Annotated in this window: 15 protein-coding genes and 1 other annotated feature; of the genes, 5 read left to right on the top strand and 10 right to left on the bottom strand. The window is 39.2% G+C overall.

Annotated features, from left to right (window positions below; genetic code table 11):
* Nucleotides 1-2: 2 nt before the first annotated feature.
* The 9 genes from rlmB to IGM13_RS00180 form a co-directional block, all read right to left on the bottom strand.
* Nucleotides 3-860: a 23S rRNA (guanosine(2251)-2'-O)-methyltransferase RlmB gene (gene rlmB / locus IGM13_RS00220; RefSeq protein WP_002378685.1), complete on the bottom strand. Its 858-nt coding sequence runs from the start codon at nt 858-860 to the stop codon at nt 3-5.
* Nucleotides 850-1,248, bottom strand: coding sequence for a Mini-ribonuclease 3 (locus IGM13_RS00215; RefSeq protein WP_002419438.1), 399 nt, complete (start codon nt 1,246-1,248; stop codon nt 850-852). Before IGM13_RS00215 ends, rlmB begins: the two co-directional genes overlap by 11 nt.
* The gene (gene cysS, locus IGM13_RS00210) at nt 1,245-2,657 is read right to left on the bottom strand and encodes a cysteine--tRNA ligase (RefSeq protein WP_002370606.1); all 1,413 of its coding nucleotides are present in this window, start codon (nt 2,655-2,657) and stop codon (nt 1,245-1,247) included. The genes IGM13_RS00215 and cysS overlap by 4 nt, the downstream gene beginning before the upstream one ends.
* Nucleotides 2,650-3,189 carry a serine O-acetyltransferase EpsC gene (gene epsC, locus IGM13_RS00205; RefSeq protein ID WP_002356054.1) on the bottom strand — a complete coding sequence of 180 codons (540 nt, stop codon included), beginning with the start codon at nt 3,187-3,189 and terminating at the stop codon, nt 2,650-2,652. Before epsC ends, cysS begins: the two co-directional genes overlap by 8 nt.
* Nucleotides 3,190-3,253: 64 nt before the next feature.
* Nucleotides 3,254-3,460: a binding site (T-box leader), on the bottom strand.
* On the bottom strand, nt 3,459-4,916 hold the full coding sequence (gltX, locus tag IGM13_RS00200) for a glutamate--tRNA ligase (protein WP_010706819.1): 1,458 nt from the start codon (nt 4,914-4,916) through the stop codon (nt 3,459-3,461). It overlaps the preceding feature by 2 nt.
* Before the next feature lie 52 nt (nt 4,917-4,968).
* Nucleotides 4,969-5,442 (bottom strand): 2-C-methyl-D-erythritol 2,4-cyclodiphosphate synthase, encoded by a 474-nt coding sequence (ispF, locus tag IGM13_RS00195; protein WP_002367570.1) that lies wholly within the window; start codon nt 5,440-5,442, stop codon nt 4,969-4,971.
* An 18-nt stretch (nt 5,443-5,460) separates the two neighbouring features.
* Nucleotides 5,461-6,606 carry a PIN/TRAM domain-containing protein gene (locus IGM13_RS00190; RefSeq protein ID WP_002383500.1) on the bottom strand — a complete coding sequence of 382 codons (1,146 nt, stop codon included), beginning with the start codon at nt 6,604-6,606 and terminating at the stop codon, nt 5,461-5,463.
* A 100-nt stretch (nt 6,607-6,706) separates the two neighbouring features.
* Nucleotides 6,707-8,077, bottom strand: a complete 1,371-nt coding sequence (gene radA, locus IGM13_RS00185; RefSeq protein ID WP_002356050.1) for a DNA repair protein RadA — start codon at nt 8,075-8,077, stop codon at nt 6,707-6,709.
* A gap of 78 nt (nt 8,078-8,155) precedes the next feature.
* A complete protein-coding gene (locus IGM13_RS00180; RefSeq protein ID WP_002361472.1) occupies nt 8,156-8,641 on the bottom strand; it encodes a dUTP diphosphatase in 486 nt (161 codons plus the stop codon).
* Nucleotides 8,642-8,960: 319 nt separating this feature from the next.
* Between IGM13_RS00180 and proB the strand changes: the two genes are divergently transcribed.
* On the top strand, nt 8,961-9,776 hold the full coding sequence (gene proB, locus IGM13_RS00175; RefSeq protein WP_010714974.1) for a glutamate 5-kinase: 816 nt from the start codon (nt 8,961-8,963) through the stop codon (nt 9,774-9,776).
* Nucleotides 9,763-11,016 (top strand): glutamate-5-semialdehyde dehydrogenase, encoded by a 1,254-nt coding sequence (locus IGM13_RS00170; RefSeq protein WP_002383503.1) that lies wholly within the window; start codon nt 9,763-9,765, stop codon nt 11,014-11,016. The genes proB and IGM13_RS00170 overlap by 14 nt, the downstream gene beginning before the upstream one ends.
* 91 nt (nt 11,017-11,107) lie before the next feature.
* Here the strand turns inward: IGM13_RS00170 and IGM13_RS00165 are convergent, their stop codons facing one another.
* Complete coding sequence (locus tag IGM13_RS00165; protein ID WP_002419440.1) at nt 11,108-12,055, bottom strand: helix-turn-helix transcriptional regulator; 948 nt, start codon at nt 12,053-12,055, stop codon at nt 11,108-11,110.
* A gap of 64 nt (nt 12,056-12,119) precedes the next feature.
* Here IGM13_RS00165 and IGM13_RS00160 point away from each other — a divergent pair, with 64 nt between their 5' ends.
* The 3 genes from IGM13_RS00160 to IGM13_RS00150 all read left to right on the top strand — a co-directional run bounded on the left by IGM13_RS00160 (nt 12,120) and on the right by IGM13_RS00150 (nt 16,263).
* Nucleotides 12,120-12,587 carry a VOC family protein gene (locus IGM13_RS00160; RefSeq protein ID WP_002383505.1) on the top strand — a complete coding sequence of 156 codons (468 nt, stop codon included), beginning with the start codon at nt 12,120-12,122 and terminating at the stop codon, nt 12,585-12,587.
* A gap of 7 nt (nt 12,588-12,594) precedes the next feature.
* Complete coding sequence (locus tag IGM13_RS00155) at nt 12,595-13,104, top strand: ClbS/DfsB family four-helix bundle protein (RefSeq protein ID WP_002419441.1); 510 nt, start codon at nt 12,595-12,597, stop codon at nt 13,102-13,104.
* A gap of 543 nt (nt 13,105-13,647) precedes the next feature.
* Nucleotides 13,648-16,263, top strand: a complete 2,616-nt coding sequence (locus IGM13_RS00150; protein ID WP_002419443.1) for a YfhO family protein — start codon at nt 13,648-13,650, stop codon at nt 16,261-16,263.
* Nucleotides 16,264-16,292: the final 29 nt, after the last annotated feature.

Genomic DNA, 16,292 nt, shown 5'->3' with positions numbered 1-16,292 from the left:
TTCTATAATGGGTTGCGGCCACGATAGACTTCATACATTAGCAAGCCTGCAGCCACACCAGCGTTTAAGCTTTGAACGTGTCCAGTCATTGGAATCGTTAATAATTCATCCACTTCTTTATGAAGACCTTGACTCATGCCACGACCTTCATTTCCGATGATTAAGGCAATTGCGCCTTGTGTATTCCAGCGACGATAATCCGTCCCAGACATATCTGTACCAAAAATCCAAAATTGATTCTCTTTTAGCGTTGCAATACTTTGCGCTAGATTCGTTACACGAGCCACTGGAATATGTTCCACGGCCCCTGTTGATGCTTTGGTTACGGTTGGTGTAATTCCCACTGCACGATGTTTCGGAATGATGATACCGTCCACGCCTGTCGCATCAGCTGTTCGCAAAATTGAACCAAAGTTATGTGGGTCCTCTAGACTGTCTAAAATTAGGAAAAATGGTGTTGCTGTCTTTTCTTTTGTTTGTTCCAATAATTCTTCTAAAGTTAAATATTGATACGCTGTGATTGCTAAAACCATGCCTTGATGCACGCCGTGATCACTCATCGTATCTAATTTTGCTTTAGGCACCCATTTGACTGGAACCGCCTGTTCTTTCGCTGCTTGTTTTAATTGCTCAATTTTCTCGCCACGAGCATCTTCTTGTAAAAACAATTTATTCCCGCGTCCTTGCTGCAACGCCTCAACAGTGGCATGGAAACCAAAGACAAAGTTATCTGCTAGCTCTTCTGAGGTTCCATCAGCACCTGCTGTCGCTGGTCGTGGGTTCCGTTCTTTTGAACGCTTGTCTGAACGCTCTGGACGTTTCTTACCTTTTTTAAAAGGACGAGATTTTTCATTTTTCATTGGTTTCACCTACTTTCTTGATACACCAGTTAATTAATTCTTCTAAACGTTCTTTTTGTTGTGTTAAATGTAAATAACCCATCAAGGATTCGAAACCGGTCGCTACCCGATAGGTCGTCACATCAGCATTTTTAGCAAAGGTGTGACTTTTAGCATTCCGACCGCGTTTGTACATCACTTCTTCTTCCTCCGTTAGCATTTCTCTCGCTAACATCGCTTGCATTAAGCTTGCTTGGGCTTTTGCTGACACGTAGTGTGTCGCCATGCGATGCAAAACATTCGGTTTCGTTTGTCCCAAGGAAACTAAATAATCACGAATGTAAATTTCATAAATCGCATCGCCAACATAGGCCAAAGCTAAACCGTTTAATTGTTTGTAATCTCTCATTCACTTCTTCTCCATCTCGTTCCTTGCGGAGTATCTTCTAAAACAATGCCTTGTTCTTTTAATAAATCGCGGATTTCATCACTTCGGGCAAAATCACGGTCTTTCCGTGCTTGGTTCCGTTCTTCAATTAACGCATCGACTTGTGCATCCACTAATTCTTCGTTTTTAAAGAATAAACCAAAAATAGCTAACCAGCCACTGAAAAGCTTATCCATCGCCACTAGAACTGGTTCCGAAACTGTCGCTTGTTCACTGTACTGATTCATCATCTTCGCTAATTCATAAACGACCGTAATCCCGTTAGCTGCATTGAAATCATCATCCATTTCCGTAATAAAACGTTGCTCTAATTCGTTTAATTGCGCTAAATAGTGTTCATCCTCTGGCAAACTTGCGACCGCATCTGCTTGTCTAAAACGTAAATTTTCAAACGCATTTTTCAATTTTTGATAATTGGCTGCTGCCTCTTTTAGAGTGCTTTCGCTATAACGAATCGGGCGACGGTACTGGGTGGTGGACATAAAGAAACGTAAAATTTGCGGATCCACTTTTTGAATCATTTCATGAACAGTAATGAAGTTACCTAGGGATTTGCTCATTTTTTCATCGTCTTCACCAATTGTGACATAGCCGTTATGCATCCAGTAATTGGCAAAGGTATGGCCTGTTTTGGCTTCGCTCTGTGCAATTTCATTCTCATGATGTGGAAATTCTAAATCTTGTCCACCGCCATGAATATCAATCGTCTCTCCCAAGTGTTTTGTCGCCATGACAGAGCATTCAATATGCCAGCCGGGACGTCCTTTACCCCAAGGAGAATCCCAAGAAATTTCATCTTCTTTGGCACTTTTCCAAAGAGCAAAATCCAATGGGTCTTCTTTTAATTGTTGTTCAACGCCAGTTCGTTGACTTGCCCCCACTTCTAATTCATCAATCGATTGATGGCTTAATTTACCATAATTAGGGAATTTACGGGTGCGATAATACACATCACCTGCGACCTCATAAGCAAAACCTTTTTCAATTAAAACGTCGATAAAAGCTAAGATATCAGGCATGTGGTCCATCACCCGAGGATGTAACGTTGCTGGTTGGACATTCAATGCTTGCGTGTCTTCTTCAAAGGCTTTGATAAAACGCTCCGCCACTTCCGGCGCAGTAATTTTCAATTCTTTGGCTGCCTTGATAATTTTATCATCGACATCTGTAAAGTTCGAGACATAATTCACTTCATACCCACGATATTCAAAATAACGACGAATCGTATCAAAGGCGATCGCACTGCGCGCATTACCGATATGGATATAGTTATACACGGTTGGTCCGCAGACATACATCCGAACTTTATGCGCCTCAATTGGCGTAAATACTTCTTTTTCTCTGGTCAATGTATTATAAATTTTAATCATGCCCTTTTTCCACCTTTCTTCCATTTAGACGAACGACTTTCGCAGGAACACCCACAGCTGTGGCATCTGCTGGGATGTCTGAAATAACAACAGCGCCCGCACCAATTTTTGAACGTTCACCAATCACAACTGGCCCTAAAATTTGAGCTCGTGCCGAAATCATCGCTCCTTTTTTCACTGTTGGATGGCGTTTACCCGTATCACGACCGGTCCCACCTAACGTCACTCCGTGAAACAAAACAACATCTTCTTCTATTTCCGCGGTTTCCCCAATCACAATGCCCATGCCGTGATCGATAAAAACTCCCGCACCAATTGTGGCTCCGGGATGAATTTCTACGCCCGTTATGAAACGCCAAAATTGTGCATGAATCTTCGCCAACAAAAACAACTGATGCCTATATAAGAAATGAGACAAGCGATGCCAAAACAGGGCGTGCAAGCCAGGATACGTTAAAAGAACTTCTAGTGTGGTCCGCGCTGCAGGATCGTTTCTTTTAACAGCTGCGACGCTACGTTTCAACCAACTCATAGGGTGAACTCCTTTCTATTATACAAAAATAAAAAACGTCTTTTAAGCAACAAAAAAACGTTGCTTAAAAGACGCCCATGCGTGGTTCCACTTTTCTTCACAAGAACTAGCTCTTGCCTCGATACAGTTAACGCCTGCCGACGTCTTCGGTTACTTTTTTCACCGAAGCCACTCATAGATGCATTTCGACAAAAGATGCTCGCTGTTCTCACCACCCACAGCGTCTCTGAAATCCATCTGATTGTCTACTTCTTCTATTCTTTGTGTTTTTATAACACTTTATTTAAATGATCTAATGCTTTTTCTTTGCCTAATAATTCGATAGTTTCACCTAATTCAGGACCATGCATTTGTCCAGAAACAGCAATTCGAATTGGCATAAACAAGTTTTTGCCTTTAACGCCGGTTTCTTTTTGGACGGCTTTAATCGCTGCTTTAATACTTGGCACATCGAAAACGTCCAAGGCTTCTAATTGTTCTTTAAACGCATGTAACACAGTTGGCACTGTTTCTCCTTGCAAGAATTCTTTCGCAGCATCATCTAAAACTGGATGTTCATTAAAGAACAAGTTTGATAGTTCCACAATTTCAGCTGCATAACTCATTTGTGGTTGATACAAGCTAACTAATTGTTTTAACCATTCGATTTTTTCAGGAGATGGATTTTCTTCAACACGACCGTCAGCGACTAAATAAGGAATACACATATCTGTTAGTTCACTTAAGTCCATTTGTTTCATGTATTGATTGTTAATCCATTCTAATTTTTTCGCATCAAAGGCCGCTGGTGACTTGCTTAAGCGTTGTTCATCAAACAATTTAATCAAGTCTTCTTGTGAGAAGATTTCTTCTTCGCCAACAGGAGACCATCCTAGTAAAGCAATAAAGTTGAACATGGCTTCTGGTAAGTAACCTAATTCACGGTATTGTTCAATAAATTGTAAAATTGTTTCATCACGTTTGCTCAATTTTTTGCCAGTTTCTGAATTAATGATTAAGGTCATATGGCCAAAGACAGGTGGTGTCCATTCAAACGCTTCGTAAATCATTAATTGTTTTGGTGTGTTCGCAATATGATCATCGCCACGTAAAACGTGAGAAATTTTCATTAAGTGATCATCTACTGCAACGGCAAAGTTATACGTTGGCATCCCATCACGTTTTTGGATGACAAAATCGCCACCAATGTTATCTGACTCAAAAGTAATTTCACCTTTTACGATGTCATCAAATTTGTATTCTGTGTTACGTGGCACACGGAAACGAATCACTGGTTCTAGACCAGCCGCTTCTTTGGCTGCTTGTTCAGAAGGTGTTAAATTCGCACAAGTGCCTGCGTAGTGAGGCATTTCCCCACGAGCTTGTTGTGCTTCACGTTCTGCTTCTAATTCTTCTGGCGTACAATAACACTTATACGCACGATTGCTACTTAATAATTGATCAATCAATGGTTGGTAAATTTCTTTACGTTCTGATTGACGATATGGACCATATTCTCCCGGATGAGCAGGTGATTCATCCCATTCCATCCCTAACCATGCTAAGTTTTCCAACTGACTTTTCTCGCCGTCTTCGATGTTCCGTTTTTGGTCGGTATCCTCGATACGAATGATAAATTCTCCGTCATTGTGGCGGGCAAATAAGTAGTTAAATAATGCTGTTCTTGCATTCCCAATGTGCAAGTGTCCAGTTGGACTTGGTGCGTAACGCACACGAACTTTCGTCATGTTCATTCCTCTTTCCATTTTTTAAAAACAGACGGTTTAACGTCGTTTTCAGTTATTTTTCCAATAAAGCAACGGCAATTGCGCCGATTCCTTCTTTTTTACCAACAAAGCCCATCGTTTCCATGGTCGTTGCCTTAATGTTCACTTGTGTGACCGCTAAGTGGCAACTCGCGGCTAGATTCTTTTTCATCTCTGCCAAGTATGGGCTCATCTTTGGCTCTTCCGCTAAAATTGTACAATCAATATTGCCAATAGTAAAGCCCGACCGCCCAACTTTTTCATTTACTTTTTTTAATAAGTTTACAGAATTCGCATTTTTGAACTGCGGATCGGTTTCGGGAAACAGTTGCCCAATATCACCCAGACCAGCGGCACCAAGGATTGCATCAATAATTGCATGTGTTAAAACATCGGCATCTGAGTGCCCTAACAGACCTTTTTCATAAGGAAGAGTAACCCCACCAATAATTAAAGGTCGTTGCGGAACTAATTGATGAACATCAAAACCTTGACCGATTCGAATCATACTAAGTCCTCACTTTGCTTAATTTTTATCGTTTTTAGGATGGTTATCCTTGCGATCATTAATCCCGCGACCCGCATGCGCCGGTTTGGCAAAAATCATACGCCCAGCTGCGGTTTGTAAAGCACTTGTAACGACCACTTCGATTTGCTCATTCATGTAATGCTGGCCATCTTCAACCACAACCATTGTGCCATCATCTAAGTAAGCGACCCCTTGTTGACGCTCTGTTCCAGCTTTTACAACCATCACATTCATCGTTTCACCTGGAATCACCACTGGTTTCACAGCATTAGCTAAAGCATTAATGTTTAAAACAGGCACATTTTGAAATTCAGAGACTTTATTTAAGTTGTAGTCATTGGTCACAACCACGCCATCTAATAATTTTGCTAATTTGATTAATTTACTATCTACTTCAGAGATATCCTCGAAATCTCCGTCATACATCTCAACGGAGATACCTTCTTCTTTTTGTAAAGCATTTAAAATATCTAAGCCACGACGACCTCTCACCCGTTTTAAACTGTCTCCAGAATCAGCAATGTATTGTAATTCATATAAAACAAAGTTAGGGATGAGCAAAACACCTTCTAAAAATCCTGTTTTCGCGATATCGTAGATTCTGCCATCAATGATGACACTGGTGTCTAAAATTTTGTATTTATGGAAGTTGTCTTCCACTTTACGTTCCAACATTTGTCCTTCGGCGTCTTCCGTATTTGCTTTCTTTTGGCGAGGTGTGAAAACTTTTTTCCATTCCTCAATCCGTGTTGTTCCCATTCGGAAACCTAAGTAACCCAGAATAATCATAACTAGAATTGGTAGTAAACTATTCACGACAGGAATTTGTAAGTTGTACATTGGAATGGAGATAATGACGCCAATTGTTAAACCAATGATGGCACCAATACTTCCAAATAATAAATAGGTTAAACTCATTTCATTTAAAGCTGCTTCGATTTTTTTGACAGCGGAAACAATATACTTTGCTAACCCTAAAGATAAAATAAAGAAAATAATTGCACCGATTAATCCGTTCGTAAAGTTATTGTTTAACCAACTGTTATTGCCTTGCTTAGCCATTTCCCAAGCCATGGGGAAAAGAGAAATTCCTAAACTTGCACCAGCAATGATCATCAGCAACGTGATGATTCGTTTTTGCATATAGCCATCCTCCTCGTTTATTTAATAAAGACGTCTAGTGTTGTGGGGCGTATAAAAATCATACGCCACCAACAACCTAAACGGATTATTTCTACTTTCATTATTTAAAAACTTTTCTTAACGTTTCACCAATTGTTGAAACGCCAATAATTTCAATCCCTTCAGGCGCTTCCCAGCCACCAAGGTTATTTTTAGGGACATAGACTTTTGTAAAGCCTAGTTTTTGCGCTTCACGCACTCGTTGTTCAATACTATTCACGCGGCGGATTTCACCAGTTAAACCAATCTCACCAATGAAACATTCTGAAGATGAGGTTCCTTTTTCTTTATAGCTAGAAGCAATACTGATTGCTAACGCTAAATCAATAGCTGGTTCATTAATTTTGACTCCACCAGCCGCTTTTAGATACGCATCCTGGTTTTGTAATAAAAGGCCTGCCCGTTTTTCTAAAACCGCCATGATTAAAGAAACGCGATTAAAGTCCAACCCGGTGGTCGTTCGCTTGGCATTGCCAAACATCGTTGGGGTAACTAACGCTTGGATTTCCACCAAAATGGGGCGTGAACCTTCCATTGCTACCACAATCGAAGACCCAGTGGCTCCTTCTAAACGTTCTTCTAAAAAGACCTGAGAAGGATTCATAACTTCAACCAATCCATGTGTCTGCATTTCAAAAATACCAATCTCATTCGTTGAGCCAAACCGATTTTTGACAGCCCGTAAGATTCTAAAGGTGTGATGCTTATCTCCTTCAAAATAAAGAACCGTGTCTACCATATGTTCCAACATCCGTGGCCCTGCGATAGACCCTTCCTTCGTTACGTGTCCGACAATAAAAATGGCAATCCCATTCGTTTTTGCCAGTTTCAATAATTCGGCAGTTGTTTCTCGGACTTGACTGACACTACCAGCAACGCTGGTAACATCTGGCTGCGTCATTGTTTGAATCGAGTCAATAATGACATAATCTGGTTCTAATTTTTCAATGGCTCGTGATATTTCGTGCATATCTGTTTCTGCGTATAAGTAAAATGTCTCGTTGACGGTGCCTAGACGCTCCGCTCGTAATTTAATTTGCTCAGCACTTTCTTCACCAGAAACATATAAAACCGTGCCACCTGTGGCTGCTAATTGTTGCGATACTTGTAAGAGCAATGTTGACTTACCAATTCCGGGATCGCCACCGATTAAAACTAACGAACCTGGGACAACGCCACCACCTAAAACCCGATTCAGCTCCACTAATTCAGTTTTTACACGAGGCTCTTTTTTAGGTACGACTTCAGATAGCCGTTGTGGTTGTGTCTTTTTACCAGTCAAACTTACTCTAGCACGACGATCAGAAGTATCTTGAATAACCTCTTCCACCATCGAATTCCATTGTCCACAATTAGGACAGCGGCCGAGATATTTTGGAGACACATACCCACAGCTTTGACATTCAAATTGAACTTTTGCTTTTTTTGCCATGTAGAATCTCCTTATCTGTTGTTTATTTTAACATTTATTAAATGGTTTGAATAACGTTGCCTACTGAAAAAATGGGCTTTATTTTTGTCCAGACGAACCAAAACCGCCCGTTCTTTCTGCCTCGACTTGGTCATCATCCGCTAATAAAAACGGCTTAAAAATCCCTTGGCCAATTCGTTCACCTTTTTCAATGACAACATCTTCATATCCAAAGTTTAAAAATTGGAACATGATATGTCCTTCGTTATTCTCGTTATTATAATAATCACTGTCAATGACTCCGACACCATTCGCTAAAAGTAGGAACCGTTTTAGCGGGTTCGAAGAACGACTTACCAATTCTAAATATTCAGAATCAGGCATATACGCCTTAATTCCTGTTTTAACTAAAATTGGTTTGGGATTTTCTCCAGCTTGTTGTAACTTCCAAAGACTTGGTACAACGACCGTTTCGGCTGCTTGAAAATCATACCCAGCGGCACCTTTTGTTGCTCGTTGTGGGACACTCAAGCCCTCTTCTTGATACTTAGAAATAATCTCAAAACCACGTTGTTTCATATTCATTCTCCCCTACTGTCTAAACTACTCCTATTTTACCATAATCTCTGATACTCTGGTTGTTTTTAGTAAGTTTCTCATTTCTAAAAGCCCAGTTAATCTAGACTACGCAAAAAAGAGGAGAATTTTTGTTTATTTTCCTTCTTTTAGTCTATCATCTTCTCTTAAAATAAACAGACCAAATCCCAAAAAGTCCCAAGATTCCCTCAAAAAGTTCACACTTTCATTAAACTTTCTTTACTATTCATTATTTAGCACTTTCTAGTAGCCGCTGATTTTGTTATAATGAGTGTCAAATTTTACTGTAAAAAGAAACGAGGCACTTATGAGAAACAAACTCCAACAGGCCAAACGAATTGTGATCAAAGTCGGAACCAGTTCTCTGATTTATCCCAATGGCAATATTAACTTAAAAGCAATTGATCAATTAGCCTTTACTTTGAGTGATTTAAGCAACCAAGGCAAAGAAATTATTTTAGTTTCTTCTGGCGCAATTGGTGTCGGACTGAATAAATTAAATCTATCTGTGCGCCCAACGACAATTCCAGAACAACAGGCAGTCGCTGCAGTCGGCCAAGCAGAATTAATGAACATTTATAATCAGCGGTTTTCAACCTATAGCCAACAAATGGCACAAGTTTTATTAACTCGTGATGTTATTGAATATCCTGAAAGTCGCAATAATGTTACCAATACTTTTGAACAACTCTTAAAAATGAATATTATTCCTATCGTCAATGAAAATGATACTGTCGCAATTGAAGAATTGGATCACTTAACCAAGTTCGGGGATAACGATCAATTGTCAGCCATTGTCTGCCAAATTGTTCAAGCTGACTTGTTAGTTATGTTATCAGATATTGATGGTTTCTTTTCAGATAACCCTACTGTCAACAAAGAAGCCACGTTATTTTCTGAAATCAATGAAATTAATAAAGACTTGTTCCAATTAGCCGGTGGTAAGGGGAGCCGCTTTGGCACTGGTGGGATGTCTAGTAAATTAAAAGCTGCTGAACGTGTGTTAGCTAATCAACAGGCGATGATTTTAGCAAACGGAAAGCAGCCAAAAATCATCTTTGAAATTTTAGAAGGAAAAGATATCGGTACGTTATTTATTAAAGGAGGGCATGAAAGTGACTGATTTAAAGCAACTAGGGCAACAAGCTAAAGAAGCCTCTTATACGCTAGGCTTGATGGATACTCGTCAAAAAAATACTTTGTTAAACAAAATGGCCGCAGCCATTGAAGCCAATGCGCCCCGCATTTTACAAGCAAACGCATTAGACTTAGAGCAAGCCGCTACCCACGGAATTTCTGAAACAATGCAAGACCGCTTACGTTTAACAGAAGAACGGATCACAGCGATGGCCGAGGGCATGCGCCAAGTCGCTACTTTACCCGATCCAATTGGGGAAGTAGATAAAATGTGGCGCAATGAAGCGGGGCTGTTAATTGGGCAACAACGCGTGCCTTTAGGTGTTATTGGAATTATTTATGAATCGCGGCCAAACGTGACAACAGATGCCGCTAGCCTTTGTTTCAAATCGGGAAATGCTGTTATTCTTCGAGGCGGAAAAGAAGCGTTTCACTCCAATCAGATATTGGTGACAATTTTACAAGAAGCGCTAATACAAGAAGCCGTTTCTCCCCATCTCATTCAATTTGTTGATGATACTTCTAGAGAAACAGCCCAACAACTTATGCGCTTAAATGACTACTTGGACGTCCTCATTCCACGTGGCGGCGCCAACTTAATCAAAACTGTTTTGACAACGGCCACTGTTCCTGTTATTGAAACGGGCACAGGCAATTGTCATATTTACGTGGACAAAGACGCCCAGTTAACAATGGCAACTGAAATTATTGTCAATGCTAAATGTCAACGTCCTTCTGTCTGTAACGCCGCCGAAACGTTATTAATTCATCAAGAAGTGGCTGAAGCCTTTTTACCAACAATTGAAAAAGCCTTGAAGGAGTTTCACGTGGAACTTCGGGCAGATGAACGTGCGTTAGCAATTTTTGAAGAAGCCATTCCAGCGACTGAACAAGATTGGGAAACGGAATTTCTCGACTTTATCTTAGCAGTGAAAGTCGTTGATTCTTTAGACGAAGCCATCCAGCATATTAATCGCTACAATACAAAACATTCCGAAAGTATTATTAGTGATAATTACTTTGCCACACAACAATTTTTACAACAAGTGGATGCAGCCGCTGTTTATGCGAATGCTTCAACTCGTTTCACGGACGGTTTTGAATTTGGATTTGGCGCCGAAATCGGTATTAGTACGCAAAAATTACATGCCCGTGGACCTATGGGTCTAGCAGAGCTTACTTCGACAAAATATGTTATTTATGGAAATGGGCAAGCACGTTCTTAGAAAGAAAAACCCTTGATTTAAAAATCAAGGGTTTTTCTTTCTCCTCCCCAATGTGCATCTTTACACATGGAATTGTTCACAGTTCCACAATCTATTCTTGATATTTTTTTTGAATCCTCATTATACTTTCTACATATGCTTGTTTCACTTGGACTGGCTCTAAAATTGTCACTTCTTCACCAAAGCCCATAAAATAGTTGGCTAAAAATTGTGTTTCTGTTGGATGAATCTGTCCAACTAAAAAACACTCCGTGGGCGTTTCTTCCAACTGAATATTGTCAAAGCGATGTTTATAAAAAAATTCTTTGCCTTTTTCTGTAATGATTGCTTTAAATGGAATCGTACGTGCCGTCGTTTGTTGATGGCGATACGATTCTTTCAATTCTTCATTCGTAAAATCCAGTGCTTGGTTTAACTGCTGAATAGCCTCCATAAAATCACAGCGGTAAGTACGCCAAGCCTTTTTAGTCACATCATAGCCTGAACAATACCAATACCCTTCTAAAATAGTTAACCGGGTTGGTAAGATTTTTTTCGTTGTTGCTTCATATCTGGTATAGTTAAACTGAATTACTTGTTGCGCCAAAATACAATGAAACAGCTGCTCTAAATTGCCTGGTGCTTCTACTTGTTCAATTCCTTCGTAATAGACGACCTTACTCATTTGACTGATTTTAAATTGGGTTGGTTCATCTAAAGAATGCAATAATTTTTGCTTAATCTGCTGATAGGAATGACCAAACGGTGACTCTGCGACTAATTTCAGTAATTGTAACGAAAAAAAGATCGCTAACACTTCGTTTTCATTAAAATAAATCGGCGGCAACAACGGTTTGTTTAAAACTCGATAGCCACCATAACGACCATTCTCCACATATAGCGGCACGCCTAAATTTTCCAAAGCTTCAATATCCCGCAAAGCTGTGCTTTTAGAAATCCCAAAAGTTTTCATTAACTGATTTAAATTAAACTGAGGATGGGTTCTCAAGAAAAAAAGTTCCTGATTTAAACGTTCTGATTTTTTCATTTTTCCCTCCATCGGTGTCACTTTTTGACACCTTTTGTTGTTATGCTTATCTTATCAATCTTAGGAGGTTCAAACAATGAAAAACACACAATTTGCCCTTTTTATGGTCTTAAATGGACGAGCAACGGAAGCCTTGACGTTTTACCAAGAAGCCTTTGCTGGTGATATTCTTTTTAAAATTACTAATCAAGAATTTAAAGAGCGCTTAAATCCTTCTTTGACCATTCCCGCTGGCGAAGAACACTGGCTTTCTCACTCGATTTTACAAATGGACACTTTTCAATTACAACTAGCTGATAATCCTTTGTTTGCAGGAATGAATACCACGCCCACAGAACAATTGACCCTCAGCTTAACCGTCGACAGCCGTCACTCTGCCAAAACAATTTTTGAAAAACTCACGTGCCATCCCGAATCCTGTATTATCCAAGAACCAATTGAAAATGAATTTGCAACATTTTATGCGATTGTGAAAGATCCTTTTGGTTTAGTCACTCAAATTACTCATGAAAAACAAGCAGATCCTACCAAGAAAGGACGTTAGCCGAAGAATGCGAACCTATGAATCAAAAGAAGCCTTGATTGAGGCCATTCAAATAGCTTCACAAAAATATTTAGCTGAATTTGCAGAAATTCCTGAAACACTTAAAGATCACCGAATTGAAATAGTAGCTAAAACACCTTCAGAGAACTTAGCCTATCAATTAGGCTGGCTCAACTTGCTGCTTTCTTGGGAAGAACAAGAACAACGTGGTCTGACCGTTCAAACGCCAGCTGAAGGCTATAAATGGAATCAACTGGGCGCTCTCTATCAATCATTTTATCAAACCTATGGACAAATGAGTTTAGAAAGTCAGCTGATTGCGTTGCAAGACACCTTAGAAAAATTACTTCATTGGATTGACTCGCTTTCCGAAGATGAATTATTTTTACCTCAACAACGGGCTTGGGCGACCACCAAAGCACAATGGCCTCTTTGGAAATGGATTCACATTAATAGCGTTGCCCCTTTTACTAGTTTCCGAACGCAAATTCGCAAATGGAAAAAAGCGTGTCTTTAAAAAGTTATCCACATTTTTTCAAAAAAAGCTTGACAAGCATTTTTAAATTCTCCACAGAAAACTTTGTGGATGAAATTTCTTATTTTTTCCAAAAAACTTTTCCACAGTGTTTATTTGTTCGACATTAAATCTTTGTAAATTCTAGAAAAAAGAAGATGAAAACGTTGTTTTAATAACGTTTTCATCTTCTTTCAACTTTATGGGTTCCTTTACTTTTAGCAAGCAGGACTTCTGAACTTACGTCTATTTTTTTTAGCAACTCGAAAACTTATCCTTGTGGATAAACCGAGATAAAAAGCTCTTTTGTGGTTTTCAACAGAGTTATGCACAAAGTTATCCACAAGGTGTTTTCAGCAATTTTTCGGAGAATATTCGTTGTTTAATCTGGTGATTTAGCATTTGAATGTCAATCTCTTACTACTAATTCTTCTTCACTCCACCCTTAGGATCCTAATAAAATTTTAAAGTTTTTCTTCTATTGGTACATCAAATAAAGAGTATGATAAACTATAGGTACTTTCGAAAAATCAGGTGAGGTTATTTATGAAAAATAAAAGTAGGCAGTTTTTAAAAAACAACTGGCCTTATATGTTAGCCAGTTTCTTCATTCCATTTTTAATTATGGCAATTATCTATTTGAGTATTGGGATTTATCCAGGAAGTAGTCGCAGTGTTTTAGCCAGCGATGCCTTTTCTCAATTTTCAAACTTTCACGCAAGCTTTAACAATGTTCTTCATGGAAAACAAAGTCTTTTCTATACGTGGAATGCTTCTTTGGGATTAAACTACTTGTCCTTAATTTCCTATTATCTTGGTGGCTTATTTACGCCGCTCGTCTTTTTCTTTAACAATCAAAACATGCCTGATGCGCTCTATTTCCTAACGTTGTTGAAAATTGGGAGTGCTGGCTTGAGTTTTTGGTTCTTGGCAAAACAAACCTTTAAGATTCCTAAATGGTCCCATGTGACTTTAAGTGTGTCTTATGCGCTAATGTCCTTCATTGTGGCCCATTCAGAATTAATTATGTGGCTGGATGCCTTTATTTATCTGCCACTCGTAATTTTAGGAATTCATCGTTTAATGGACCAACGAAAGCCGACATTATTGTTTGTCAGTTATTTCTTGCTTTTCATTACAAATTATTATTTTGGCTTTATGATTGGGTTGTTTTCCTTCCTGTACTATTTTGCACGAACGTTTACAGACTGGCAACGATATAAATCTCGAATCGTTGCGTATTTTACTACTTCTCTTTTAGCTGGTGGAGCATCCATGATTATGGTCTTACCTGCTGTCTTAGATTTACGAACCAATGGTGAAACTCTTTCTGAAATTACAACCTTTAAAACAGAAGCGACTGCCTTTTTAGATATTATTATGAAAAATATGATTGGCGTTTACGATACAACCAAATATGGGTCCATTCCTTTTATTTACATTGGGTTGTTGCCTTTGGTTTTTTGTCTCTTCTATTTCGTTACGAAAGAAGTTCCATTGAAAAACAAACTACTTTTTGGCAGTTTGTTTGTCCTATTGATTGCTAGCTTTTACATCACGCCCTTAAATTTATTCTGGCACGGTATGCATGCGCCGAACATGTTTCTTTTCCGCTATAGTTTCCTCTTTTCATTCTTAGTTATTTTGCTTGCAGGTTATGGTTGGGAGAAATTTGAAAAGGATGATCTCGGCGTCTTAAGCGGCTTGATTTTGATTCTTTTAGCAATTTTTGCTCTTGCAATGGGCACAAAAGGTGCTACTAGTTATACGTATGTGACTTTAACCTCTTTCGTATTAACAGCAACTTTTTTACTATTATACTTTTTCGGAATTGCTTTTTATCAATTGAAAAAAGCGCCTATGCAATACTTAGTGATTTTGTTATTGCTGCTCGTTTCTGGTGAAGCAATCATTAACACACGGGCGATGGTCACTGGTATTTTAGATGATTGGAACTACGCATCACGTAGCTTGTATTCTGAACCTTATCCTGACCTAAAAAATCTAGTCGATCAGACAAAAAAAGAAAATGATACCTTTTACCGCTTGGAAAATTTAAATGGTGTTTCGGCCAATGACGGCATTAACTATGGCTACAGTGGCATTAGCATGTTTTCTTCCGTGCGGAACCGACATTCTTCAACATACCTAAACGCCTTAGGTTTCCGCTCACGAGGCACGAATTTAAATATTCGTTACCAAAATAATACCTTGTTAATGGATGCTTTGATGGGCATTAAATACAATATTGCTGAAAACAATCCAATGAAATTCGGCTTTGAGCGACAAGCAGCTGCTGGTAAATATCAGCTTTATCGTAACGAAAATGCTTTGCCGTTAGGATTTTTAGCAGACAAAGAGATTTACAATGTCCGGCAACCTCTCAATGATAATTTAGGTAGTCAAACAAATTTACTAAATGCTCTAGCCAATACCAATGAACGGTATTTTACCTTTTATCAACCAACGATGACGCTTCAAAATAACGTGACAATTACGCAAAATACAGCTGGCGTAACTTTTACGGAGAAACAACATAACGTAGCCAAAGAGATTTCTTATACAGTCAATGTGCCCGCCAATACGCAAGCTTATTTGAGTTTATTCCCAACGGATTTTGCTCAATTGGAAAGTTCCACTGCGACGGTCACCGTGAACGGCTCAAGTCAGCAATCACAAATTGGCATTACTGGCCAATATTATAATTTAGGCTACTATCCCAAAGATACAACTGTTAACTTCAAAGTAAGTTTTTATGGAACCAAAGCAGTAAGTTTTGTTCAGCCGCAAGTGGTTGGCTTAAATACCAATGCATTTGAAAAAGCCATTTCCGCCGTGCAAGAAAAAGGCGTTGATTTAACCACTGGCAAACGCTCTGCTTCAGGTACCTTTACCGCCGACAAAGATCAAGTACTCGTCACTACAATTCCTTATGACAAAGGTTGGCGTGTCAAAATTGACGGCAAAAAAGTTACCCCAAAAGCCTTTAAAGATGCCTTTCTAAGCGTTCCTGTCAGCGCTGGAACCCATACTATTCAGTTCTCTTATTTACCAGAAGGATTGATTCCTGGCATCGTGTTATTCGTTCTATGTACTGGTGGTTTCGTTGCATACGTAACCTTGATTCCTGCTAGACGAAACCGTAAAAAAGAAGACAAATAAAAAATCACGCGATGGCTAAGTCATCGCGT

The sequence above is a fragment of the Enterococcus sp. DIV0561 genome (assembly GCF_050539875.1).
Taxonomy (GTDB): Bacteria; Bacillota; Bacilli; order Lactobacillales; family Enterococcaceae; genus Enterococcus; species Enterococcus faecalis.
This window is presented reverse-complemented; position numbering and strand designations above follow the sequence as displayed.

Coding starts and splice junctions, on each gene's coding strand:
- cysS (WP_002370606.1), bottom strand. CDS start 2,657: ATGATTAAAATTTATAATACATTGACCAGAGAAAAAGAAGTATTTACG.
- IGM13_RS00180 (WP_002361472.1), bottom strand. CDS start 8,641: ATGAATATGAAACAACGTGGTTTTGAGATTATTTCTAAGTATCAAGAA.
- proB (WP_010714974.1), top strand. CDS start 8,961: ATGAGAAACAAACTCCAACAGGCCAAACGAATTGTGATCAAAGTCGGA.
- IGM13_RS00215 (WP_002419438.1), bottom strand. CDS start 1,248: ATGAGAGATTACAAACAATTAAACGGTTTAGCTTTGGCCTATGTTGGC.
- IGM13_RS00155 (WP_002419441.1), top strand. CDS start 12,595: ATGCGAACCTATGAATCAAAAGAAGCCTTGATTGAGGCCATTCAAATA.
- radA (WP_002356050.1), bottom strand. CDS start 8,077: ATGGCAAAAAAAGCAAAAGTTCAATTTGAATGTCAAAGCTGTGGGTAT.
- ispF (WP_002367570.1), bottom strand. CDS start 5,442: ATGATTCGAATCGGTCAAGGTTTTGATGTTCATCAATTAGTTCCGCAA.
- IGM13_RS00165 (WP_002419440.1), bottom strand. CDS start 12,055: ATGGAGGGAAAAATGAAAAAATCAGAACGTTTAAATCAGGAACTTTTT.
- IGM13_RS00170 (WP_002383503.1), top strand. CDS start 9,763: ATGAAAGTGACTGATTTAAAGCAACTAGGGCAACAAGCTAAAGAAGCC.
- epsC (WP_002356054.1), bottom strand. CDS start 3,189: ATGAGTTGGTTGAAACGTAGCGTCGCAGCTGTTAAAAGAAACGATCCT.
- IGM13_RS00160 (WP_002383505.1), top strand. CDS start 12,120: ATGAAAAACACACAATTTGCCCTTTTTATGGTCTTAAATGGACGAGCA.
- IGM13_RS00150 (WP_002419443.1), top strand. CDS start 13,648: ATGAAAAATAAAAGTAGGCAGTTTTTAAAAAACAACTGGCCTTATATG.
- IGM13_RS00190 (WP_002383500.1), bottom strand. CDS start 6,606: ATGCAAAAACGAATCATCACGTTGCTGATGATCATTGCTGGTGCAAGT.
- rlmB (WP_002378685.1), bottom strand. CDS start 860: ATGAAAAATGAAAAATCTCGTCCTTTTAAAAAAGGTAAGAAACGTCCA.
- gltX (WP_010706819.1), bottom strand. CDS start 4,916: ATGACGAAAGTTCGTGTGCGTTACGCACCAAGTCCAACTGGACACTTG.